Source organism: Pseudomonas sp. FP2300 (genome assembly GCF_030687595.1).
Lineage (GTDB): Bacteria > Pseudomonadota > Gammaproteobacteria > Pseudomonadales > Pseudomonadaceae > Aquipseudomonas > Aquipseudomonas bijieensis.
Genome location: NZ_CP117440.1, coordinates 1,908,489 through 1,929,985 on the forward strand (window position 1 = coordinate 1,908,489; position 21,497 = coordinate 1,929,985).

A 21,497-nucleotide genomic window follows, 5' to 3' on the forward strand; every position below is an offset into this window, starting at 1 on the left:
GGACCTGATGATGAATATGCCGATGAGCAAAACCGTCGCCGTCAAGGCGCCGGAACAACCGAAGACCCACCTGTCGGCCCTTTGGCGGCCAGCGTTGGTACAAGCCTTCGTCAAGCTCGATCCACGTCAGTTGCACCGCGCGCCGGTGATGCTGGTGGTGGAGCTGACCGCGATCCTCACCACCGTGTTGTGCTTCATCCCCGACAGCGCCGTGCCGACGTTCGTCGCTGCGCAAATTGCCCTGTGGCTATGGTTCACCGTGCTGTTTGCCAACTTCGCCGAAGCGTTGGCCGAAGGCCGCGGCAAAGCCCGGGCCGACAGTCTCAAGGCTGGCAGCGAAGGCCTCCAGGCACGTCGCCAGACCGCCAGTGGGTTTGAAATGATTCCCGCCACCCGTCTGCGCAAGGGCGATGTGGTGCGCGTCGAGGCCGGCGACATGATCCCCGGCGACGGCGAAGTGATCGAAGGCATCGCCGCGGTCAACGAGGCGGCGATCACTGGCGAATCGGCGCCGGTCATCCGCGAGTCTGGCGGTGATCGCTCGGCCGTCACCGGTAATACACGGCTGGTCTCCGACTGGCTGCTGGTGCGCATCACCAGCAATCCCGGCGAGTCCACCCTGGACCGCATGATCGCCTTGGTCGAAGGCGCCAAGCGCCAGAAAACCCCGAACGAGGTGGCGCTGGATATCCTGCTGATCGGCTTGACGCTGATCTTCCTGTTGGTGGTGGTGACGCTGCAACCGTTCGCCCATTTCGCCAACGCCAGCCTGCCGCTGGTGTTTCTGGTGGCGCTGCTGGTCACCTTGATTCCCACTACCATCGGCGGGCTGCTGTCGGCCATCGGCATCGCCGGGATGGACCGGTTGGTGCGCCTGAACGTGATCGCCAAATCCGGCCGTGCGGTCGAGGCGGCGGGGGATGTGCATGTGCTGATGCTGGACAAGACCGGCACCATCACCTTTGGCAACCGTCGTTGTACGGCGGTCTATGCCGCCCCCGGTGTGAGTGCCAAGGAACTGGCCGAAGGCGCGTTGTTCGCCTCGCTGGCTGACGACACGGCCGAGGGCAAGTCCATCGTCGAATACCTGCGTGGTTTGCATCCACAGCCTGAGCCCGGCGTCGACGCGTTGGTGGCCGTGCCGTTCAGTGCCGAAACCCGTTTGTCCGGGGTCGACTATCAGGGCCGCATCTACCGCAAGGGCGCCGTGGATTCGCTGCTGAGCTTTATCGGTCTGGCGAAAACCGAGTTGCCGTCAGCGCTGGCCCGGGAAGTCGACAAGATTGCCCAGAGCGGTGGCACGCCATTGCTGGTGTGTGCCGATGGCAGGCTGCTGGGTGCCATTCATCTGAAGGACGTGGTCAAGCCCGGCATCCGCGAGCGTTTCGCCGAGCTGCGCAAGTTGGGGATTCGCACGGTGATGGTCACCGGTGACAACCCGTTGACCGCCGCCGCGATTGCCGCCGAGGCGGGTGTCGACGACGTATTGGCAGAAGCCACGCCGGAGAAAAAACTGGCGCGCATCCGTCATGAGCAAAATGACGGTCGGCTGGTGGCGATGTGCGGCGATGGTGCCAACGATGCCCCGGCCCTGGCCCAGGCCGATGTCGGCATGGCGATGAACGACGGCACCCAGGCCGCGCGGGAGGCGGCCAACATGGTCGATCTCGACAGCGACCCGACCAAACTGCTGGATGTGGTGCAGATCGGCAAGGAGTTGCTGGTGACCCGTGGGGCGCTGACCACCTTTTCCATCGCCAATGACATCGCCAAGTACTTCGCGATCCTGCCGGCGCTGTTCGCCTCGATTTATCCACAGCTCGGCGTGTTGAATGTGATGCACCTGAGCAGCCCGCAGAGCGCGATCGTGTCGGCCATTGTCTTCAATGCCTTGATCATCGTCGTGCTGATCCCCCTGGCCCTGCGCGGCGTGCGAGTGCAAGCGGCAAGCGCGGCGGCGTTGTTGCGGCGCAATCTGTTGATCTATGGCCTGGGCGGGATCGTGGTGCCGTTCGTGGGGATCAAGGCGATCGATATGTTGCTGACGGCGTTGGGTTTGGTTTGAGCCTGTTAATGCCACCGATGTGTTTTCAACTGAGGAATTCTGGATGTCCACATTAATTCGCCCGGCCTTGAGCCTGCTATTGCTGATGACCCTGATCACCGGTGTCGCGTATCCATTGGTGGTCACCGGCGTGGCACAAGTCGCCTTTCCCGTCCAGGCCAACGGCAGCTTGATCGTCGATGCCGCCGGCAAGGTTCGTGGCTCGACGCTGATCGCCCAGGATTTCACCGGCGATGCCTGGTTTCATCCACGGCCATCGGCCGGTGCCTTTGCCACGGTCGCCAGCGGCGCCAGCAATCTTTCCCCGAGCAATCCGGCCCTGGCCACACGGGTGATCGATGACGCCCGCAAACTCCAGGTGCCCGCTCAGGGCCCGGTGCCGCTGGCATTGCTGACCACCTCCGCCAGCGGGCTGGATCCGCACTTGCCTCCAGCGGCGATTGCCTATCAACTGGCGCGTGTCGCCGCCGCACGCAACCTGCCGTCCTCGACTTTGCAGCAATTGCTCGACGACAACATCGAGCAACCCTTGGTGGGGCCACCGGTAGTGAATGTGCTGGCGCTGAACCTGGCCCTGGAAAAGCTGTAAGAACCTGTGGGAGTGGCGCCTGTGGGAGCAAAGCCAGTGGGAGCAAAGCTTGCTCGCGATGAACGATAACGCGTTCATCAGTTGAACCGTGTCGCCTTGATCGCGAGCAAGCTTTGCTCCCACCGGTCCGGCTCCCCACAGGGTGTTTGATCAATATTTGAAAGAGATTTCCACGTCATGAGCGATTCCGGCCGCGCCGACGCACTGTTAGCCAATCTGCCTCGCAACGACCGTGGCCGGCTCAAGGTCTTTCTGGGCGCGGCCCCAGGCGTGGGCAAGACCTACGCCATGTTGCAAGCGGCCCACAGCCAATTGCGTCAAGGCGTGAAGGTCATTGCCGGGGTGGTGGAGACGCACGGCCGAAGTGAAACCGAAGCGCTGCTCGGCGGCCTGGCGCAGCAGCCGTTGGTGCGCTCGGAATATCGCGGCGTGATGCTCGAGGAAATGGACCTCGACGGTTTGCTCGCCACCCGCCCGACGTTGGTCCTGGTGGACGAACTGGCCCACAGCAATGCGCCGGGTAGTCGCCATGCCAAACGCTGGCAAGACATTCAGGAACTGCTCGCGGCGGGCATCGATGTCTATACCACGGTCAATGTCCAGCATCTGGAAAGCCTCAACGACCAAGTGCGCGGCATCACCGGTGTGCAGGTGCGCGAGACATTGCCGGATTGGGTCCTGCAGGAAGCCGATGAACTGCTGCTGATCGACCTGCCACCGCGCGAGCTGCTGGAGCGCCTGCGTGATGGCAAGGTCTACGTGCCGGAGCAGGCCCGGGCGGCAATCGATGCGTTCTTCACCCAGACCAACCTGACCGCGTTGCGTGAGCTGGCCATGCAGACCGCCGCCGCCCAGGTCGACAACGACCTGGCCCTGGGCTACCGACAACTGGGGCAGGCGGCGCCGGCGGTGCGCGGACGCTTGCTGGTGGGGGTGGACGGCGACGTGCAGGCTGAACGGCTGGTGCGTCATGCCAGTCGCGTTGCCCAGCGTCGACATCTGCCGTGGAGCCTGGTGCATGTGGACAACGGTAGCGCCCGCGACGAGGCCTCGCGCCAGCGCTTGCAGAATGCCCAGCAACTGGCCGAACGCCTCGGTGGCGAAGTGGTGCTGCTGCGGGCCGGTGAAGTGGCCAGGACGCTGATCCAGCATGCCAGCGAACGGCGCGCCACGCTGGTGCTGGTAGGTCAGTCTCGGCCACGCTTGCGCCGACGGCTGTTTGGCGGCGGCCTCGCGTCGCATCTGCTGCGCGATGCCCGGGGCCTGGAAATCAACGTGTTGGACAGCGATGAGCAACCGCGTCCCGCCCGCGTGCACTCAACAGCTGTCCAGACCGGGTTCGATTATGTGCTGGCGTTGCTGGCGACTGTGGCGGCCAGCGCATTGGCTTGGGGGATCTCGGGGCTGCTGGCATTGCCCAATATCTCCCTGGTGTTCCTGATGGCGGTGTTGCTGGTGGCGGTACGCAGCAGCCTCGGCCCGGCGCTGGCCTGCGCAGCGCTGTCGTTCCTGGCTTATGACTTCCTGTTCATTCCGCCGAATTTTTCTTTCACCATCCAGCGCGAAGAGGACGTGCTGACGCTGGTGTTTTTCCTGCTCATGGCAGCCCTGACCGGCAACCTTGCCGCGCGCCAGCGTCGCCAGTTGCAGGCCCTGCGCGATACCCAGCAGGAAACCGGCGAACTGCTCGACCTGTCGCGCAAACTCACCGCCGCCACCGACCGCCAGGCGGTGATCAGCGCCGCCGCGCAGCACCTCAACGGTTGGCACGACCTGCAACTGTGCCTGCTCAACCGCGACAGCCAGGGCGGCTGGAAAGTCGAGAGCGGTGAGCCATTGACGTTCACCGAGGCCGAGCGCGCGGCGGCGGACTGGTCCTGGCAGCACGATCAACCGGCCGGTGCCGGCACCGGAACGCTGCCGTCCGGGCGTTGGTGGTGGTGGCCGTTGTCGGCGGAGGGCGGGCCGCTGGCCTTGTTGGGCGTTTGCCCGAAAGAAGGCAAGCCGCTGAGTGGCCAGCGTCGGCGTTTATTGACGGCCCTCAGCCAACCATTGGCCCAGGCGTTGGCTCGGGCGCAGTTGGCTCAGGATCTGGAAGCCGCGCGTCTGCACGGTGAAACCGAGCAACTGCGCAGTGCTTTGCTGGCTTCAGTGTCCCACGATCTGCGCACGCCGCTGACGGCCATGCGCGGCAGCATCGACAGCCTGCTGGCATTGGGGGAGGCGATCCCGCTGGCCGATCGTCGCGAACTGCTCGAAGGCACCCGCGATGAAGCCGAGCGGTTGGATCGTTACATCCAGAATCTGCTGGACATGACCCGCCTGGGCCACGGCGCCCTGAAGCTGGCGCGGGACTGGGTGGCCCCGGCCGACATCGTCGGCAGCGCGCTGAACCGCCTTCGGGCGGTGCTGGCGCCGCTGGCGCTCAGTGTCGAGGTGCCTGCTGAATTGCCCCTGCTGTATGTCCATGCGGCGTTGATCGAACAGGCCCTGGTGAACGTGCTGGAGAACGCCGCGCGATTCTCGCCGACCCAAGGACGCCTGCAACTGAGCGCCGGGGCGTCCGACAGCGAAGTGTTTTTTGCCGTGGCCGACGAGGGGCCAGGGATCCCTGAACAAGAACGGGAGAAAATCTTCGACATGTTCTATACCGCCGCGCGCGGTGATCGAGGCGGGCAGGGCACGGGTCTGGGCTTGGCGATCTGCCAGGGCATGGTCGGTGCCCATGGCGGGCGCATCAGTGTGGCCGATGGCCTCGACGGGCGCGGCACCTGCATCACGTTGCACCTGCCCCTGCAGGCACAACCGGGCATGGACGATGAAGCTTGAGCCGGGTTGCGATACTCTTTTGTGACCGGCAGCTTGTGACCTGCTTACCTTTCCACCTGACTGCAACGAACGAGCCTCATGAGCCAGACCGCGACCCTTTTGGTCATCGATGACGAACCGCAGATTCGCAAATTCCTGCGCATCAGCCTGAGCTCCCAAGGCTACAAGGTGCTGGAAGCCGGTACCGGCGCTGAAGGGCTTGCCCAAGCGGCGTTGAACAAGCCTGATCTGCTGGTACTCGACCTGGGCCTGCCGGATATGGATGGCCAACAGGTGTTGCGCGAGTTTCGCCAATGGTCGACGGTGCCGGTACTGGTGCTCTCGGTGCGGGCCAGCGAAGCACAGAAGGTCGAGGCACTGGACAACGGCGCCAACGATTACGTGACCAAGCCGTTCGGCATCCAGGAATTCCTTGCCCGCATCCGCGCCTTGTTGCGCCAGGCTCCGGCGGGCGAGCCACAGGAAGCTGCGCTGAAGTTCGGCCCGCTGACGGTGGACCTGGCGTATCGGCGGGTGCTGCTGGACGGCACCGAAGTGGCCCTGACCCGCAAGGAGTACGCCGTGCTGGCGCAACTGGCGCGGCATCCGGGGCGGGTCATCACCCAGCAGCAACTGCTCAAGGACATCTGGGGCCCGACCCACACCGAAGACAGTCACTACCTGCGGATCGTGGTCGGTCACCTGCGCCAGAAACTGGCCGACGACCCGACCCGGCCGCGGTTCATTGCGACCGAGGCGGGGGTGGGGTATCGGTTGTTGGGGGAGGGTGCTGTTTAGCCACAAAGTTTCAAGCCAAGCACTGTTGTGGCGAGGGGACAAATCCCCTCGCCACAGGAGGCCTGCGATCACATTCAGTTCTGGTCACTCTCATACCGATCCAGCGTATCGCTGGCAATCTCCCGCCCCAATGCGATCAACTCCGGCGCCTTGTAGAACTCGAAGAACCGGCACACCCGCTTCGGCACGTTGATCAGCACATCCGGCGGATAACCGGCGATCTTGTACTGGGCCAGCGAGGTCTGCATCACTTCGAAGCTCTGGTTGATCAAGTCCAGCAACGAGGCCGGGCCGACGTTGTCGATGATGAACGAGCCGGTGGCGGATTTTGGTGCGCCTTCGTTTTCTGGCGCGGCAGCCGGTTGTTGGCCTTCGGGCTCGGCCGAGTCGATCCACGGGTTGATGTCGGCGGCTTCGGCCTTCAAGGCTTCCTGTTCCAGGAGCAACAATTGTTCGGCCTGCTTGCGGCGAAACGGCAGGCGCGAACCCAGGGAGCTGACCAAGGTGTCGAAGCGGCGTCTGAATGCGGCGGGGCGTGGGATCACCGGTAATCGATACTGTTTCTGGTTGGTGGCGTTGAGGTTGACCGCGATGATCAGGTCGCAGTGGCTCGACACCACCGGCACGATCGGCAACGGGTTGAGCAGGCCGCCATCCACCAGCATGCGGTTGCCTTGCATCACTGGCGTGAACAGACTGGGAATCGCCGCCGAGGCGCGCATTGCCTGATGCAGGCAACCTTCCTGGAACCAGATTTCCTGTTGGTTGGTCAGGTCGGTGGCCACGGCGGTATAGGGGATGCGCAAATCTTCGATGTTGAGTTCACCGACGATCTTGCGAATCTGCCCGAAGACCTTCTCGCCACGAATCGCGCCGAGGCGGAAGCTGACGTCCACCAGGCGCAGGACGTCCAGGTAATCGAGGCTTTCGATCCAGTTGCGATAATCCTTGAGCTTGCCCGCGGCATAGATCCCGCCCACGACAGCACCCATGGAACACCCGGCGACGCAGGCGATGTCGTAGCCACGTCGTTCGATTTCTTCGATCACCCCGATATGGGCATAGCCCCGGGCACCACCGGAGCCCAATACCAATGCGACACGTTTTGTCATGACCCGGCCTCTTGTCGAACAGGTTTCAACAATGCACTTATCGACAGCTTGGCTCAATCGTTGTGGCGCAAGCGTCGTTTTTTGACACGCCGGCGTGGCATTTGCGTATTCTCATCCACACTGAATTTACACGGTCGGGCCTTGGCACTTTTTCCAGGCGCGACCGTCTTACCAGCACGACTGTTTTCCTGACTTGAGGTGTAATCGATGAAAGCCCGGATCTGCCTGCCCCTGGTGGCATCCCTGATGGTTCTGGCCCTGGCCGGTTGCGCAGGCAAAACCGCTTACCGTGACAGCTGTGGCAGCCAACTCGACAGCGCCTGGCGTGAACTGGACCTGGCCAAGGCCGAAGGTTTTGCCGGCACCGTCAGCTACTCCAAGGCCCTGTCCCTGCTGACGGGCGCCAAGACCCAGCAGCAATTCGAAGCATTCGAAGGCTGTACCAAAAAAGCCGAGAAAGCGCGTTTCTACATCCGCGAATCCCGCGCGGGACGATAAGAACAGCGACAAGCTTTAAGCAGCGAGCTACAAGGAAGGAGCGGGCGACGCGATCCTCCCTTGCAGCTTGAGGCTTATCGCTTGAAGCTGCGTACGGAGTACGTCCATGATCGATCGGCTGGTGGCCCGGATACTGGGCCTGGAAGTCCGCCTGTTGGCCTGTCAGGCCCGCTTGAATGCCCATACCGACAGCGAAGCGCTGCATGACCTGCGGACCACGGTACGTCGTTTGCGCAGCCTACTTCGCCCGTTGCGCGGGTTGCCCGGCGTCCAACAACTGGAAACGGCTGCTTCGGCGGTGGGCACCCTGACCACGCCCTTGCGCGACCGGGAAGTCCTGGCCGCTTACCTTGAGCAGCATGGCCAGGCCGAGGCGGCGCGGCGACGCCAGGTGCAAATGGCCGATGCCTATCCCGCCGTGGCCGCGAGTGTTGAATTGGCGCAGTTGCTGATGATCCTCGATGCCTTCCCGCGCTTCATTCGCGCCGCCCAGCGTGAGGGCCTGCTGAAGGGCTTGCGCAAACGCATTGAAAAGCGCCTGGACAAACAATGGAAGAAACTCGGCGAAGCCCTGCGCGATCCAGCCCATGACCGTCACCGGTTGCGCCTGCTGATCAAGCGCGTTCGCTACGCCCTCGAAGCCTACCCTGAACTCGACCGCCTGCCTGAAGCCGCCATGCCACGGCTCAAGTCAGCCCAGGCTGCGCTGGGCGACTGGCACGATTGCTGGCAATGGCTGGCCCGGGCCAGGGAGGAAACCGATCTGCAATCTTGTGTGCCTACCTGGCACGCCACGATGGAAAAGGCCGAGGCCAAGGCCGACAAGGTGCTCGACAAGTTGATTGCCAGTTGCTTCGAAAAATCCTGAACCTTGCACTTACCCCCTGTGGGAGCGAGCCTGCCCGCGATAGCGGTGTATCAGTCGATAGATAGGCAAGTTGACCCACCGTCATCGCGAGCAGGCTCGCTCCCACAGGGGAGCAATTCAAGATCCTCGGCTTTTCTGTCAGCCTCTTTGGCCGGAATGAGCCCTGTGCCGCCAGCCCAGGCTGGTTAAGATCCCTTCATCCTTTTCCCTGTTTTCGAGGTCGTCATGCGCTTTTCCGATTTGATCGATGCCGTGCGCCGGCAGCCCGGTGCGGTGAGCATCGCGCCTGAATGGGGCCAGGGGCGGGCCAGTTTTGGTGGGCTGGTGGCGGCGCTGCAATATGAGGCGATGCGTGCCAAGGTGCCGGCGGATCGCCCGGTGCGCTCGCTGGCGATTACCTTTGTCGGCCCGGTCGAACCCGATGTGCCTGTCAGCTTCGAAGTCGACGTGTTGCGTGAAGGCAAGGCCGTCAGCCAGGTGCTCGGACGCGCAGTGCAGAACGGCCAAGTGGTGACCGTGGTGCAAGGCAGTTTCGGCGCATCGCGCTCATCGGTGGTGGCGGTGCAGGCCGACCCCGCGCCGGAATTCAAAAGTGTGGAGCAATGCCAGGAACTGCCCTACGTCAAGGGCGCTACGCCGGAGTTCATGCGGCATCTGGCGATGCGCTGGAGCGTTGGAGGCTTGCCGTTCAGCGGCAATAAGTCCCGGAGCATGGGCGGCTGGGTGCGTTTGCGCGGCGATGTGCAGGAGGAGCCACTGAACGAAAGCCATATCCTGGCCTTGGTGGATGCCTGGCCGCCGGCCTTGTTGCCTCACCTTTCGCAAATGGCCCCGGGCAGTACGCTCACCTGGACCATCGAGTTCGTCCAGCCGCTGCTGGAACTCACGACACTGGACTGGTGCAAGTACCTGGCTGAGATCGAGCATGCCCAGGACGGCTACGGCCATGTCGCCGCGAAGTTCTGGAGCGCCGATGGTCGCTTGATCGCCATGAGCCGGCAGACGGTGACCATCTTCGGGTAAGGCCGCTGCGGGCATGGCTTGCTTCGGCTAAGGCTTGTGGTTGTGACGGTGGCGATCCCGCCAGGCGCGCCACCAGCCACCGCTGAGGAAGAACCGCGGGAAAGTCAGGAACTGTTCCACCAACAGGCGCGAGACGGCATCCTTGCGATCGCTGAACGGTTCGCTGGCTTGGGCCTCCAGGCTGTGGCCGTGACGCTGCAAGCCGAGTGCCGCGAGCAGGCCGATGATGCCGATGGCGACATCGCCCAGGCTCAAGCTGAACACCCCCGACACAATCAGCAGAAACGCGACGATGAACAGCGGCACGGCAATCAGGTGCAACACCAGGTTGGTGGGGTGGCGATGATTGTCTGGGTAGGCGCGCCATTGCCAGGCCGGAAGATTGGGGTGACGTTTGCCCATGATGCTATTCCTTGAACGAAACCGAATGACCCAAGGATAGGTCCGGGCGGGCGGGGCGGCGAATGGCGGTTGGCTATCGAAGCGATAGATGGCCATACAGTTTTGCTGTTGTGGCGAGGGGACTTGTTTGTGGGAGCACTGCTGTGGGAGCAAGGCTTGCCCGCGATGGACGCGATACGGTCTTTGGTGAACCGAGCTGCCTCCATCGCGGGCAAGCCTTGCTCCCACAGAGGGAATTCCCTCAGCAGGGAGTCGGGCAAGCCAGCGCTCTACAGTTTCAACTGCCCGATCGCCTTGCTCAACTCGCCCGCCAACGTTGCCAATTCATCGCTGGTGGTGGCTGAATCCACGGTCTGGCGTACGGTGTTCTCGGTCACGTCGCGAATGCTCACCACCGCCCGGTTCATTTCCTCGGCGACGTGGCTTTGCTGCTCGGCCGCGACAGCGATCTGAGTGTTGCTCTCACGCATTTGCGCCACCGCTGCGGTGATCTGTGCCAGGGCGTCGCCGGCCTCGCGGGCCTGTTGCACGCAATCGTCGGCCTTGAGCGAACTCTCCTGCATGAAGTCCACCGCGTCCCGGGTCCCGGCTTGCAGGGCCGAAACCATGGTGGTGATTTCATCCGTGGAGGTCTGTACCCGCTTGGCCAGGTTGCGAACTTCGTCGGCCACCACGGCAAATCCCCGGCCCATTTCCCCGGCCCGCGCCGCTTCGATCGCCGCGTTCAGGGCCAGCAGATTGGTTTGTTCGGCAATGCTGTGGATCACGCTGACCACGCCGTTGATCTTCTGGCTGTCTTCGGCCAGGCGCTGGATCATTTCGGCGGTCTGCTGCACACCCAAAGACAGCCCGGTGATCGACTGTTGCACCCGGCCAACCACATCGTGACCGTTGCCGGCCAGGGTGTCGGCGGTTTTCGACAGGTCGCGGGTGGCGCCGGCATGCTGGGCGATGTGATAAACCGTGGCGGACATTTCGTTGATCGCCGTGGCTGCCTGATCGGTTTCGCTTTGCTGGCCCAGCATGCCGTGGCGCACATCGTTCATGCTCGATGCCAGGCGCGCCGCACCACTGTCCAACTGCCGGGCGGTGCTGGCAACGGTGTCGACCACCCGTTGATAACCGGCCTGCATGGCGTTGAACGCGGCCGCCATCTGACCCACTTCGTCCTTGCACGCCAGGGGAACGCGGGCGGCCAGGTCACCGGTTTTCTCCACGTGCAGCATCACGTCTTTGAGCGTGTTGAGCTGGCTGAGCAAAAAGCGGATCAACAGTTGTGATGCGCCCAGCATCGCCAGCATCAGCACGAACACTGCCACGGCGTATTGGCTGAAGCGTTCACCGAACACTTGACCCAGACTTACACCCTGGGCCAGCACGGCGAGCTGTTGACCGTCCCCTCGACGGATCACTTGGGCGCCCAGCAGCGGATCGTTATCAAGCAGCGACCCGGCATCGAGGTCTACCCAGCCATCGGCCTGCGCCAGCGAAGGCAACGGTTGTTCGTTGAACACCGGCACCTGGTCGCGCTGCAATGCCAAGAGGCCTTCGGCCTTGGGCAGGGGCTGCCCGGCAGGCCAGGCAGCGAGCACGTGGGCCTGGGCCTGGGCGTTCGCCTGGGCCGCATGGTTGCGCGCCTGCTGTTCAAGGTGCACCGCGTAGAGCACCAGCAGCAGGGTAGTGACAAAGGCGACCGCATTGACCGCCCAGAATTTGTATTTCAACGAGATATTGCTAAGCCAGGCACCCATGGAAGGTCTTCTCTGATAGCGGAAACAGCATTGGCAAGGTGCCATTATTCTGCCGCTACTCAGGTGACGGGATTTTGATATGGGTCAACAGACGATATAGGTGTCGGGGATTTTAATAGGGACCAACAGATAACCAAACTCCCTGTGGGAGCGAGCAAGCCCGCTCCCAGAGGGGGATGTGGGTTCATTCGGAAAGGATGGGCAATCCGAAAAACGCCCGGGCGCACGCGGTGCTGTGAGCTGCCAGGTCTTCCTGGGTTTCACCCCGGTGCAAGGCCACTTCGCGCAGGACCTCTGTCAGGTAGGCCGGCTCGTTGCGACCGTTCTTGGGTTTTGGCCGCAGCGTGCGGGGCAGCAGGTACGGCGCGTCGCTTTCGAGCATCAGCCGACCACGGGGTATCTCGCGTACCAACGGATGCAGGTGCGTACCCCGGCGTTCATCGCAGATCCAGCCGGTGATGCCGATGTGCAGGTCCAGGTCGAGATAACTGAACAGCGCCTTTTTTTCACCGGTAAAGCAGTGCACCACCGCTGCCGGCAACTGATCGCGAAAATCCCGGAGGATGTCCAGCAAGCGTTGGTCGGCGTCACGTTCGTGCAGAAAAACCGGTAATTGCAACTGGACGGCCAACGCCAGGTGTTCTTCCAGGACCTTTTCCTGTTGCGGTCGGGGAGAGAAGTCCCGGTTGAAATCCAGCCCGCATTCACCCACCGCGCGCACGCGGCTGTGCATCAGCAGATCCTTGAGGTGCCGGGCGCTGTCGGCAGTCCACTCACTGGCGCTATGGGGGTGAATGCCGGCGGTGGAAAACAGTCGCTCGCCAGTGTCGTCGAGGTGATCGCACAGTTCCAGGGCCTGCTCGCTGCCCTCGATGCTGGTACCGGTCAAGACCAGTTGGCAGACCCCGGATTCATAGGCGCGCTCAAGCACCACCTGGTGTTTGTCGGCGAAACTGGGGTTGGTCAGGTTGACGCCGATATCGATGAGTTGCATGGTGCTACCTCGGCCCAAAGGCCGGAAAGCATATCAGAGCTGTAGATTTATAAGAAAAGCCAAGAACTACAAAGAGTTGAGGCTGTCTGTTAAGGCCGCGAGACACGTCGGGTTGGTATAAAAGCCATCACTGTGCCAGTCTTTCGCACTTTTTCAGCGCCCCAGGCGCTCTGTTTCTGTCGACTCAGCCTCGTTTTTTCACGGAGGCGGTCCGCAGTATTCCTTCCGGAGAGTGGATGACACGTCCCCTGGTGTTGCTACTGTTGTGTTGTTCGCTGTTGTTGCCAATGCCGGCCGAAGCGCGGCTGCCCGGCCCGGTGCAAGCGGTGGCTCCGGGCGCGGTGCGCGACCTGGCGCAGATCCGCAGCAGTCGGGAGTTGAAGGTCCTGGTCAACCAGAGTCGCAACAGCTCCGGTGAAGTCCAGGGGCAACCCATTGGCGTCGAATATCATCGGCTGCGTGCCTTCGAACAATACCTCAACGGCCACGCCCGGGATGGCCAGGAAATCACCCTCAAGATCATTCCCAAGGCCAAGGACCAACTGCTCGGCGCCTTGCAACGCGGGGAGGGCGACCTCGTGGCGCCTGGGGAGCTGCTCGAACCCCAGGCCGGTCATGCGGTCAGCGCCAGCGATCCGATCCGTACCGACGTGCCTTTGCTGCTCGTGGGTATCAAGGGCGAGAAACGCTACACGCGGGTGGAGCAACTCTCCGGCAAGACCCTGGCGCTGCCCAACGGCAGTGCGGCAGGGGATGCGGTGAGCCAGATCAACCAGAAGCTGGCGCTGCTCAAGCTGCCGCCAGTGAAGATCGAATGGGTCGATCCCACCCTGGCTGTAGAGGATGTCCTGGAAATGGTCCAGGGCGGGATTTTCCATTTGACCATCGTCGAGCAACCCATCGCCGAGCGTTGGGGCAAGATCCTGCCCAAGCTGCGCCTGGACCGTCAGGTACTGATCGGCGAGCCGGCTGACGAGTATTGGTTCGTGCGCCGTGACGCCGCCATGCTACGGGCGAGCATCGATCGATTCCTGGCGACCTACAAGGTACCTTCCAACCAGGATGCGGCATTCCTGCGGATCTACCGTCGTTTGTACCAGGTCCACTATCCGTTGGCCCGGGCCGATCGCCAGCGCTTGGAAAAACTGCGCCCGGTGCTGCAAAAACATGCCGAGACCCAAGGCATGGACTGGCTCAACCTGGCGGCCCTGGCCTTCAAGGAATCAGCCCTGCAACCCAATGCCCGCAGCGGCAGCGGCCCCACCGGCCTGATGCAGATCACCCCGGCGGCGGCCCAGCGAGTCGGGGTCGATAACATCCAGAACCTGGATGCCAATGTGCTGGCAGGCGCCAAGTACCTGGCCCTCATCCGCCGCAAGTTTTTTGCCAGCCCCAAGCTCAACGAGCGCGAGCGCATGGCCTTCGTCCTGGCTGCCTACAACATGGGGCCCGAGCGCGTCCAAGGCATGCGAGCCGAGGCCCGGCGGCGGGGGCTGAATCCCAACCAGTGGTTCTTCCAAGTCGAGCGCATTGCCATGGAGCAGGTGGGAATGGGCGCCGTCAGCTACGTTAATAGTGTCAATAAGTACTATTTGGCATTCGATCGTGAACGAGAGTCGCTGGAGCCTGGAGATCAAAAAGTCGCCCTGCGAAAGTGATCTATTAATTCGATTGGTATCTCGCATTTTTTGCGCTTTTAGTACAAGTTTTTTTGATTAATATGGCGACCAACAACCACACATCTAGGGATGAACCCGCATGAGCTCATTGATCAACAAAGTCTTGTTTACCCGCGCCGGCTACGGCCTGACGGTCTTGCGCATCGTTGTCGGCATCGTTTTCGCCGCCCACGGCTCGCAGAAACTCTTCGGCCTGTTCGGTGGCTACGGCTTGGCGGGCACGGCGCAGTGGATGGAAAGCATCGGCCTGACCCCGGGCTACGTGATGGCGACACTGGCCGGCGGTACCGAGTTTTTCGCCGGGCTGGCGCTGATCATCGGTTTGCTCGCGCGTCCCGCGGCATTGGGCCTGGCCTTCCTGTCGCTGGTAGCGATTTTCTCCGTGCACATCGGTAACGGCTTGTTCATGGCCAACAACGGTTATGAGTTTGCCCTGACGTTGCTGGCGGGCAGTATTGCCGTGCTGATCGAGGGCGCGGGCAAGCTGTCGGTCGATCGTGCCATCGCGGATTGATTGCACGATTTGAATTCGAGGCCCGTCTTGTACGGGCCTTTTTTGTGGGCGGTGATTCTTGACACTGGCCGGTCAGCTTCTCTAGGATGCCGCTCATGCGCCGATTTAAACAGCTACTTGCGGGGCGCCAGGTGACTCATCCAGTTGCCGATAGAAGCCGGAGACAAGGCTTCGAAATACCGCTAAAGCGCTGGTTCGGTGTTGCCTCTCACCTGCCATGCAGACTTTTGAGGCAGAGACACGACACGATGAACGCACCCAGCCCCCTTGTACGTCTTGCGCCGATCACGGCGAACCTTGTGCAGCGCAACCCGAAAATTCTCCTGGGCGGTACTCACCAGCCAACGCTCTTGCGCTATCTCGACGGTTGGCCGCGCCGTAACCATGGGCCCGCCGCTTTCCTGATCCAGTTTGTCGAAGACGGCGAGTCACTGGCGCGCTTCGCCAATGACAGTTTTGACCTCGCCGTCATCCAGTCCCCCAGCGTGGCGGACGCTCCTGAAATGATCCGACAACTGACTCGTATCGCGCGGCAGGGCTTGATCACTCGCCGCTGAGATATCCGGCCTGAAGGCTATGGATAAGCGATGTCCACGATGTAGACCCTCTTCTCTCCCGTAGGCGTCTGGACGCTGACCTCGGCGTCCAGGGCCTTGCCAATCAGTGCCCGTGCCAACGGTGAGTCGATGCTGATCAGGTTCTGTTTCAGGTCCAGCTCGTCCGGGCCGACGATGCGATAGCGTGATTCCTTGCCATCCTCATCTTCCACCGTCACCCAGGCGCCGAAGTACACCTTGTTCGGATCGCTGGGTTTTTCACTGACCACTTTGAGCGCCTCGAGGCGCTTGGTGAGGAAGCGCACGCGACTGTCGATTTCCCGCAGCATTTTCTTGCCGTAGGTGTATTCGGCATTTTCCGAACGATCACCCTGGGCCGCCGCCTCGCTGACCGCCTGGGTCACCTGGGGGCGGCGCACATGCCACAGCTCATGGAATTCGGCGCGCATCCGCGCTTCACCTTCGGGGGTGATCAGCGCGGTGCCGGCGGTGCGGGGTGGGCGATAACGGCTCATGGCAACTTCTTGTAGGAGCGAAGTCGGGAGTCTATCAACCCTCGCGCAATACTGTCAGCGGGCTGGCGTTGAGCGCTCGACGGGTGCCAAACACCCCGGCCGCGCCGATCAACAAGGCTCCCAGCAGTGGCAATACCAACAGCCATGGATGTGGATGCCAGGGCAGGTCGAAGGCGTACCGATAAAGCACCAGGCTCACCAGCTCCGAACCCAGGGCCGCGAGCAGGCCACTGACCGCGCCCAGCAGGCCGAACTCGATGCGCCGAGCCTTGACCAGCAAGGGGCGTTCGGCACCCAGTGCACGCAACAGCGCGCCTTGGCGAATCCGTTCGTCGAGGGTCGCCTGCAGGCCGGAAAACAGCACTGCCATTCCCGCCGCCAGCACAAACAGCAACACATACTCCACCGCCAGGGTCACCTGGGCCAGGATGCTGCGCAGCTGTTCGAGCAGGGCCTCGACTTGCAGGATCGTCACCGCCGGAAAGGCTCGGGACAGGTCGACGATCTGTTGGTCGTGGCCCGGCGCCAGGTAGAAGCTGGTGAGATAAGTGGCCGGCAGATCCTTCAAGGTGCCGGGCTGGAAGATCATGAAGAAATTGGGCTGGAAGTTGTCCCAGTTGATTTCCCGCAGGCTGGTGACCTTCGCTTCACGATTGACGCCGCCCACGCTGAAGACCAGGCGGTCGCCCAACTTGATCTTGAGGTTCTCGGCCACTTTGCCTTCCACCGAAACCCCTGGGACATCGTCTGGAGGTTGCTGCGGCCACCAGGTCCCTGCGGTGACGACGTTGCCCTGCGGCAGGTCCGCGGCCCAGGTCAGGCTCAGGTCGCGTTGCAGCGCCCGGTCACCCGCAGAGTCCTTGGTGACGAACTCCGTGGCCGGCTCGCCATTGATGCTGATCAGGCGCCCGGGCACCACGGGGTAGAGCGGGGCCGATTGCGCGGACAATTCCAGCAGCTTGTCGGTGAAGGCCTGCTTGTCGTTGGGCAGGATGTTCAGGGCGAAATAGTTCGGCGCGTTTTTGGGCAGCTGGTTTTGCCAGGTGTCCAGCAACTCGCCGCGCAGCAGCGCGATCAACGCCATGGACAGCAGGATCAGGCCGAACGCCAGGGCCTGGCCGGCCGCCGCCAAGGGATGGCGCAGCAATTGGCCCAGACCCAACCGCCAGGGCAGGGAGGCGCGGGCCAGCAGGCGCCGCAGGCTCTGGAGCAGCAGCAACAACAAGCCGCCGAGTACCAGTGCGGCAACGACACCACCGCCCAGCAAGGCGAAGGTTAGGACCAGGTCCAGGCTCAGGCGCCACATGATCAGGCCCAGGGCACCCAAGGCGGCACCGTAGATCACCCAGGAGCTGGAGGGGATCGGCAGCATGTCCCGGCGCAGCACGCGCAACGGCGGTACCCGGCCCAGCGCCGCCAGTGGCGGCAGGGCGAACCCCGCCAGCGCCACCAACCCAGTACCGATCCCGGCGATTGCCGGCAACAGCCCGCCCGGTGGCACTGCGGTGGGCAGCAGGTCATGCAGCAGGGCGAACAGGCCCAGTTGGGCAATCCAGCCGAGCAGGGCGCCACTGAGGCTGGCGAGCAGGCCCAGCACGGTCAATTGCAGGCTGAACAGCACCATGGTTTCCCGGCGTGACAGGCCCAGGCAACGCAGCAGCGCGCTGGCATCGAAACGTCGGGTGGCAAAACGGTTGGCCGAGAGCGCGACGGCGACACCGGACAGCAGCACCGCCACCAGGCTGGCCATGTTCAGGTAGCGTTCGGCCTTGCCCAGGGCGCCACCGATCTGCCGGTTGCCGTCGCGGGCATCCTGCAGGCGCTGATTGGCTTCAAGGCCAGGCTTGAGCAGGTCGCGGTAGGTTTGCAGCGCCGGTGCCGGGCCGCGCCACAGGTCGCGATAGCTGACACGGCTGCCCGGTTGGACCACGCCAGTGGCCTCCAGGTCCTTGAGGTTGATCAGCACCCGCGGGGTGAGGCTGTAGAAATTGCCGGCGCGATCCGGTTCATAAGTCAGCACCCGGGTCAGGCGCAGGGTCTGGTTGCCGACGTCGATGCTGTCGCCGATCTTCAGGTCCAGTGCCGTCAGCAGCCGTGCTTCGACCCAGGCCTCGCCAGGGTTCGGCCGTCCGCCGGTTTCTTCCGGGGCGAACGGCGCCGGCGCGCTCTTGAGCTCACCGCGCAATGGGTAGCCGTCATCGGCCGCCTTGACGCTGGACAGCTGGATGCCATTGTCGGTGGCCACGACACTGGAAAACTCCACCACCCGAGCGTGGTCCAGCCCCAGCTCGGTGCCGCTGCGGATCTGCTCCGGACGGGCGGGGGAGCTGCCTTCGAGCAGCAGGTCGGCACCGAGGAACTCGGTGGCGCGCATCATCATCGCGCCGTTGAGGCGGGCGCCGAAGTAACCGATGGCGGTACTGGCCGCCACCGCCACCAGCAGGGCGAAGAACAACACCCGCAATTCCCCGGCGCGGGCATCGCGAAGCAATTGACGGATAGCGAGACTGAACAGGCGCAACAGCGGCAAGCGTGCCATCAAGGCTCCAGGGGGGCGACCATCTGGCCGGCTTCAAGTCGGATCAGGCGCCGGCAGCGGTGGGCCAGGCGTTCATCATGGGTCACCAGTACCAGGGTCGTGCCGCGTTCCTTGTTCAGTTCGAACAGCAGGTCGCTGATACGCTCGCCGGTGTGGCTGTCGAGGTTGCCGGTGGGTTCGTCGGCAAACAGCACGTCGGGTTCGGCGGCAAAGGCGCGGGCAATCGCCACGCGTTGCTGTTCGCCGCCGGAGAGCTGGCGCGGCGAGTGGGTCAGGCGCTGCCCCAGGCCAACGCGCTGCAACAGTTGCGTGGCGCGCTCGCGGGCATCCTTGCGGCCGTCCAGTTCCAGCGGCAGCATGACGTTTTCCAAGGCATTGAGGCTGTCGAGCAGCTGGAACGACTGGAAGACGAAACCGACATGTTCGGCGCGGATCCGTGCACGCTGGTCTTCATCCAGTGCGCTGAGGGCCTGACCGGCGAGGGTCACTTCACCGCCGCTGGGCAGGTCAAGGCCGGCCAGCAGGCCCAGGAGGGTGGATTTGCCGGAACCGGACGCGCCGACGATGGCCAGGCTGTCGCCTTTGTTCAGTTCCAGGCTGAGTTCGTGCAGGATGGTCAGTTCACCTTCCGCGCTGGAGACCACTTTGCTAAGGTCCGTCGCGGTGAGAATGCTTGAGCCCATGGAGAATCCGATGCGTGTGTGGTTTTTGAGTGCCGGCCTGGCCCTGATGTGCATGGCCCAGAGCGCAGCGGCGGGTACAGTCCTGATCGTTGGCGATAGTATCAGCGCGGCTTTCGGCCTGGATACCCGGCAAGGGTGGGTGTCGTTGCTCGAACAACGGCTCAAGGCCGAGGGTTTTGACGATAAAGTGGTCAATGCTTCCATCAGTGGCGACACCAGCGCGGGAGGCCAGGCGCGGCTGCCGGCGCTGCTTGCAGCCCATAAGCCGGACGTGGTGATCCTGGAACTGGGCGGCAACGATGGCTTGCGCGGACAGCCGCCAACACAATTGCAACAAAACCTTGCAGCGATGATCGACAGTGCCCGCGCGAGTGGTGCCAAGGTGCTTTTGCTGGGCATGCAGCTGCCCCCTAACTATGGGCGGCGCTACACCGATGCCTTTGCCCGGGTCTACAGCACCCTGGCCGAGGAGAAAAAAGTGCCGTTGGTGCCGTTTTTCCTCAAGGACGTCGGTGGCATTCCAACAATGATGCAGGGCGACGGATTGCACCCGTCCGTCGCGGCCCAGGGCAAGTTGCTGGAAAATGTCTGGCCGACGCTCAAACCGCTGCTTTGACGCTTTTCTACAGGCGGGCTTTCGGCTAATGTGGCGCCCCCGATTTGGAGCCCCCGATGCCGCGTCCCGCCTGGTCCCTGTTTGCCTACCAACTGATCGAGCCTGACGAGCAGCTGGATCTGTTCGCCTGCCAGGAAGTACGGGTGCACCTGGTGACCCGGCAGCTGGAGCTCGGTGGTTCGGCCGACCGGACCCTCTGTGGCAGCCTGCTGCCGGCCCAACCGCGCTGGTCGAGCGTCGACCGCAAGATTTTCCAGGACCATCGCCTGTGCTCGCTGTGCCGGGCAATCCTGGAGTCGCAAAAGCGCGGTACTTCGCCGATCTGGCCGGAGTTGCGGTTCGAGTTGTAATCGCTCCCACAGGTCTCATTTCAGTTCCAGACATGCTGCGCATCGGACGCCTCTGTACCGCTCTCCCCGAAATAACAGGTGGCAGTGTACAATCGCCGCTTTCATACCTCCTGTTCGATCTGCGAAGGATTTCCCGGATGTTGCCGCGCTTGCCTGCCGTCGCCCGCTGCCTGTCTCTTGCCGCCCTGTGTATGGCGGGCCCCGTTGCCGCCCTGGAGCTGCCACTGCCACCGCCGGGTGAAGACATCATTGGCCAGGTACAGGTCATCAAGGCCAAGTACGAAGATACCTTCGCCGACCTGGGCACTACCTATGACCTGGGCTACAGTGAGATGGTCGCCGCCAACCCGGGGGTCGATCCCTGGTTGCCGGGTGCTGGCACCGAGATCGTGCTGCCGACTCGTTTCATCCTGCCGCCGGGCCCGCGCGAGGGCATCGTGATCAACCTGGCCGAGTACCGTCTCTACTATTTCCCCAAGGGGCGGAACGTGGTCTACACCTTCCCGCTGGGGATTGGACGTGAGGGCTGGGGATCGCCGATCGCTCACACCAGCATCATCGCCAAGACGCCGAACCCGACCTGGACTCCGCCTGCATCGATCAAGGCCGAACACGCCGCCGACGGCGACCCCTTGCCCAATGTAGTGCCGGCTGGTCCCGATAACCCGCTGGGCCCCTTCAAATTCACCCTGGGCACCCCGGGCTACCTGATCCATGGTTCGAACAAGAAGTTCGGCATTGGCATGCGTACCAGTCACGGCTGCTTCCGGATGTTCAACAACAACGTACTGGAAATGGCCAGCATGGTGCCGGTGGGCACGTCGGTACGGATCATCAACGACCCCTACAAGCTGGGTTTGAGCGGCGGCAAGGTGTACCTGGAAGCTCACACACCGTTGGACGACAAAGGCAACCCATCGGTGGTGGACAAGCACACCGCAGTGATCAATGCGATGCTCAAGCGTGAAGACATCACCAGCAACCTGCGCATGAACTGGGACGTGGTACGGGACGTGGTGGCGGCTGAAGATGGTCTGCCGGTGGAAATCGCTGTTCCGAATACTTCGGCACCGATGGTCACGAGTGCGCCGATCGACTTGCAGCAGTAAAAAGCTCCAAAACAACCCGCCGACGTT

General features: G+C 62.9%; 20 protein-coding genes. 13 read left to right on the plus strand and 7 right to left on the minus strand.

All coding sequences use genetic code 11. The features are described 5' to 3' along the window. Positions 1 to 10 precede the first annotated feature (10 nt). From kdpB to PSH86_RS08450, 4 genes are all read left to right on the plus strand, one after another. Positions 11 to 2,065, plus strand: coding sequence for a potassium-transporting ATPase subunit KdpB (kdpB, locus tag PSH86_RS08435; RefSeq protein WP_305489189.1), 2,055 nt, complete (start codon positions 11 to 13; stop codon positions 2,063 to 2,065). Positions 2,066 to 2,108: 43 nt separating this feature from the next. After that, positions 2,109 to 2,654, plus strand: a complete 546-nt coding sequence (gene kdpC, locus PSH86_RS08440; protein WP_109751423.1) for a potassium-transporting ATPase subunit KdpC — start codon at positions 2,109 to 2,111, stop codon at positions 2,652 to 2,654. Positions 2,655 to 2,831: 177 nt separating this feature from the next. Then, on the plus strand, positions 2,832 to 5,483 hold the full coding sequence (locus tag PSH86_RS08445) for a sensor histidine kinase KdpD (protein WP_305489192.1): 2,652 nt from the start codon (positions 2,832 to 2,834) through the stop codon (positions 5,481 to 5,483). A 78-nt stretch (positions 5,484 to 5,561) separates the two neighbouring features. Continuing rightward, positions 5,562 to 6,260, plus strand: a complete 699-nt coding sequence (locus PSH86_RS08450; RefSeq protein WP_232200433.1) for a response regulator — start codon at positions 5,562 to 5,564, stop codon at positions 6,258 to 6,260. A 74-nt stretch (positions 6,261 to 6,334) separates the two neighbouring features. Here PSH86_RS08450 and PSH86_RS08455 read toward each other — a convergent pair whose 3' ends face one another. Further along, entirely contained in the window at positions 6,335 to 7,372 is a 1,038-nt protein-coding gene (locus PSH86_RS08455; protein WP_109751426.1) for a patatin-like phospholipase family protein, read from the minus strand. 207 nt (positions 7,373 to 7,579) lie between these two features. Here PSH86_RS08455 and PSH86_RS08460 point away from each other — a divergent pair, with 207 nt between their 5' ends. The 3 genes from PSH86_RS08460 to PSH86_RS08470 all read left to right on the plus strand — a co-directional run bounded on the left by PSH86_RS08460 (position 7,580) and on the right by PSH86_RS08470 (position 9,761). Further along, positions 7,580 to 7,870, plus strand: coding sequence for a hypothetical protein (locus tag PSH86_RS08460; protein WP_039588883.1), 291 nt, complete (start codon positions 7,580 to 7,582; stop codon positions 7,868 to 7,870). Between the two features lie 106 nt (positions 7,871 to 7,976). Continuing rightward, the gene (locus tag PSH86_RS08465; protein WP_305489196.1) at positions 7,977 to 8,738 is read left to right on the plus strand and encodes a CHAD domain-containing protein; all 762 of its coding nucleotides are present in this window, start codon (positions 7,977 to 7,979) and stop codon (positions 8,736 to 8,738) included. A 225-nt stretch (positions 8,739 to 8,963) separates the two neighbouring features. Continuing rightward, positions 8,964 to 9,761 (plus strand): acyl-CoA thioesterase II, encoded by a 798-nt coding sequence (locus PSH86_RS08470; RefSeq protein WP_109751428.1) that lies wholly within the window; start codon positions 8,964 to 8,966, stop codon positions 9,759 to 9,761. Between the two features lie 27 nt (positions 9,762 to 9,788). Here the strand turns inward: PSH86_RS08470 and PSH86_RS08475 are convergent, their stop codons facing one another. The 3 genes from PSH86_RS08475 to PSH86_RS08485 form a co-directional block, all read right to left on the minus strand. Next, a complete protein-coding gene (locus tag PSH86_RS08475) occupies positions 9,789 to 10,163 on the minus strand; it encodes a terminase (RefSeq protein WP_116831775.1) in 375 nt (124 codons plus the stop codon). A gap of 269 nt (positions 10,164 to 10,432) precedes the next feature. Continuing rightward, on the minus strand, positions 10,433 to 11,914 hold the full coding sequence (locus tag PSH86_RS08480; RefSeq protein WP_305489198.1) for a methyl-accepting chemotaxis protein: 1,482 nt from the start codon (positions 11,912 to 11,914) through the stop codon (positions 10,433 to 10,435). Positions 11,915 to 12,098: 184 nt separating this feature from the next. After that, complete coding sequence (locus tag PSH86_RS08485) at positions 12,099 to 12,908, minus strand: TatD family hydrolase (RefSeq protein ID WP_176688365.1); 810 nt, start codon at positions 12,906 to 12,908, stop codon at positions 12,099 to 12,101. A gap of 236 nt (positions 12,909 to 13,144) precedes the next feature. On the opposite strand from PSH86_RS08485, the gene PSH86_RS08490 reads away from it, so the two are divergent. From PSH86_RS08490 to PSH86_RS08500, 3 genes are all read left to right on the plus strand, one after another. Then, positions 13,145 to 14,566 carry a transglycosylase SLT domain-containing protein gene (locus PSH86_RS08490; RefSeq protein WP_116831778.1) on the plus strand — a complete coding sequence of 474 codons (1,422 nt, stop codon included), beginning with the start codon at positions 13,145 to 13,147 and terminating at the stop codon, positions 14,564 to 14,566. 100 nt (positions 14,567 to 14,666) lie between these two features. Continuing rightward, the gene (locus PSH86_RS08495) at positions 14,667 to 15,101 is read left to right on the plus strand and encodes a DoxX family protein (protein WP_109751434.1); all 435 of its coding nucleotides are present in this window, start codon (positions 14,667 to 14,669) and stop codon (positions 15,099 to 15,101) included. A gap of 248 nt (positions 15,102 to 15,349) precedes the next feature. Then, positions 15,350 to 15,658: a class I SAM-dependent methyltransferase gene (locus tag PSH86_RS08500; protein ID WP_116834197.1), complete on the plus strand. Its 309-nt coding sequence runs from the start codon at positions 15,350 to 15,352 to the stop codon at positions 15,656 to 15,658. 17 nt (positions 15,659 to 15,675) lie between these two features. On the opposite strand, the gene greB is transcribed toward PSH86_RS08500, so the two are convergent. Genes greB through PSH86_RS08515 form a run of 3 tightly spaced genes read right to left on the minus strand, consistent with a single transcriptional unit; the run spans position 15,676 to position 19,395 of the window. After that, on the minus strand, positions 15,676 to 16,173 hold the full coding sequence (gene greB, locus PSH86_RS08505) for a transcription elongation factor GreB (protein WP_003199337.1): 498 nt from the start codon (positions 16,171 to 16,173) through the stop codon (positions 15,676 to 15,678). Between the two features lie 34 nt (positions 16,174 to 16,207). Next, positions 16,208 to 18,712 carry an ABC transporter permease gene (locus PSH86_RS08510; protein WP_249016112.1) on the minus strand — a complete coding sequence of 835 codons (2,505 nt, stop codon included), beginning with the start codon at positions 18,710 to 18,712 and terminating at the stop codon, positions 16,208 to 16,210. Next, positions 18,712 to 19,395 carry an ABC transporter ATP-binding protein gene (locus tag PSH86_RS08515; RefSeq protein WP_109751437.1) on the minus strand — a complete coding sequence of 228 codons (684 nt, stop codon included), beginning with the start codon at positions 19,393 to 19,395 and terminating at the stop codon, positions 18,712 to 18,714. Before PSH86_RS08515 ends, PSH86_RS08510 begins: the two co-directional genes overlap by 1 nt. A gap of 10 nt (positions 19,396 to 19,405) precedes the next feature. Here PSH86_RS08515 and PSH86_RS08520 point away from each other — a divergent pair, with 10 nt between their 5' ends. From PSH86_RS08520 to PSH86_RS08530, 3 genes are all read left to right on the plus strand, one after another. Then, positions 19,406 to 20,011, plus strand: coding sequence for an arylesterase (locus tag PSH86_RS08520; RefSeq protein WP_109751438.1), 606 nt, complete (start codon positions 19,406 to 19,408; stop codon positions 20,009 to 20,011). A 56-nt stretch (positions 20,012 to 20,067) separates the two neighbouring features. Further along, positions 20,068 to 20,361 carry a hypothetical protein gene (locus PSH86_RS08525; protein ID WP_003199347.1) on the plus strand — a complete coding sequence of 98 codons (294 nt, stop codon included), beginning with the start codon at positions 20,068 to 20,070 and terminating at the stop codon, positions 20,359 to 20,361. Between the two features lie 137 nt (positions 20,362 to 20,498). Further along, positions 20,499 to 21,470, plus strand: coding sequence for a L,D-transpeptidase family protein (locus PSH86_RS08530; protein ID WP_109751439.1), 972 nt, complete (start codon positions 20,499 to 20,501; stop codon positions 21,468 to 21,470). Positions 21,471 to 21,497 lie beyond the last annotated feature (27 nt).

What these genes read in the sequence shown, in the direction of transcription:
- PSH86_RS08485 (WP_176688365.1), bottom strand. Translation starts at nt 12,908, where the DNA reads ATGCAACTCATCGATATCGGCGTCAACCTGACCAACCCCAGTTTCGCC.
- kdpC (WP_109751423.1), top strand. Translation starts at nt 2,109, where the DNA reads ATGTCCACATTAATTCGCCCGGCCTTGAGCCTGCTATTGCTGATGACC.
- PSH86_RS08470 (WP_109751428.1), top strand. Translation starts at nt 8,964, where the DNA reads ATGCGCTTTTCCGATTTGATCGATGCCGTGCGCCGGCAGCCCGGTGCG.
- PSH86_RS08500 (WP_116834197.1), top strand. Translation starts at nt 15,350, where the DNA reads ATGAACGCACCCAGCCCCCTTGTACGTCTTGCGCCGATCACGGCGAAC.
- PSH86_RS08490 (WP_116831778.1), top strand. Translation starts at nt 13,145, where the DNA reads ATGACACGTCCCCTGGTGTTGCTACTGTTGTGTTGTTCGCTGTTGTTG.
- PSH86_RS08520 (WP_109751438.1), top strand. Translation starts at nt 19,406, where the DNA reads ATGCGTGTGTGGTTTTTGAGTGCCGGCCTGGCCCTGATGTGCATGGCC.
- PSH86_RS08475 (WP_116831775.1), bottom strand. Translation starts at nt 10,163, where the DNA reads ATGGGCAAACGTCACCCCAATCTTCCGGCCTGGCAATGGCGCGCCTAC.
- PSH86_RS08450 (WP_232200433.1), top strand. Translation starts at nt 5,562, where the DNA reads ATGAGCCAGACCGCGACCCTTTTGGTCATCGATGACGAACCGCAGATT.
- PSH86_RS08525 (WP_003199347.1), top strand. Translation starts at nt 20,068, where the DNA reads ATGCCGCGTCCCGCCTGGTCCCTGTTTGCCTACCAACTGATCGAGCCT.
- PSH86_RS08460 (WP_039588883.1), top strand. Translation starts at nt 7,580, where the DNA reads ATGAAAGCCCGGATCTGCCTGCCCCTGGTGGCATCCCTGATGGTTCTG.
- PSH86_RS08455 (WP_109751426.1), bottom strand. Translation starts at nt 7,372, where the DNA reads ATGACAAAACGTGTCGCATTGGTATTGGGCTCCGGTGGTGCCCGGGGC.
- PSH86_RS08445 (WP_305489192.1), top strand. Translation starts at nt 2,832, where the DNA reads ATGAGCGATTCCGGCCGCGCCGACGCACTGTTAGCCAATCTGCCTCGC.
- PSH86_RS08510 (WP_249016112.1), bottom strand. Translation starts at nt 18,712, where the DNA reads ATGGCACGCTTGCCGCTGTTGCGCCTGTTCAGTCTCGCTATCCGTCAA.
- PSH86_RS08465 (WP_305489196.1), top strand. Translation starts at nt 7,977, where the DNA reads ATGATCGATCGGCTGGTGGCCCGGATACTGGGCCTGGAAGTCCGCCTG.
- PSH86_RS08530 (WP_109751439.1), top strand. Translation starts at nt 20,499, where the DNA reads ATGTTGCCGCGCTTGCCTGCCGTCGCCCGCTGCCTGTCTCTTGCCGCC.
- greB (WP_003199337.1), bottom strand. Translation starts at nt 16,173, where the DNA reads ATGAGCCGTTATCGCCCACCCCGCACCGCCGGCACCGCGCTGATCACC.
- PSH86_RS08480 (WP_305489198.1), bottom strand. Translation starts at nt 11,914, where the DNA reads ATGGGTGCCTGGCTTAGCAATATCTCGTTGAAATACAAATTCTGGGCG.
- PSH86_RS08515 (WP_109751437.1), bottom strand. Translation starts at nt 19,395, where the DNA reads ATGGGCTCAAGCATTCTCACCGCGACGGACCTTAGCAAAGTGGTCTCC.
- PSH86_RS08495 (WP_109751434.1), top strand. Translation starts at nt 14,667, where the DNA reads ATGAGCTCATTGATCAACAAAGTCTTGTTTACCCGCGCCGGCTACGGC.
- kdpB (WP_305489189.1), top strand. Translation starts at nt 11, where the DNA reads ATGAATATGCCGATGAGCAAAACCGTCGCCGTCAAGGCGCCGGAACAA.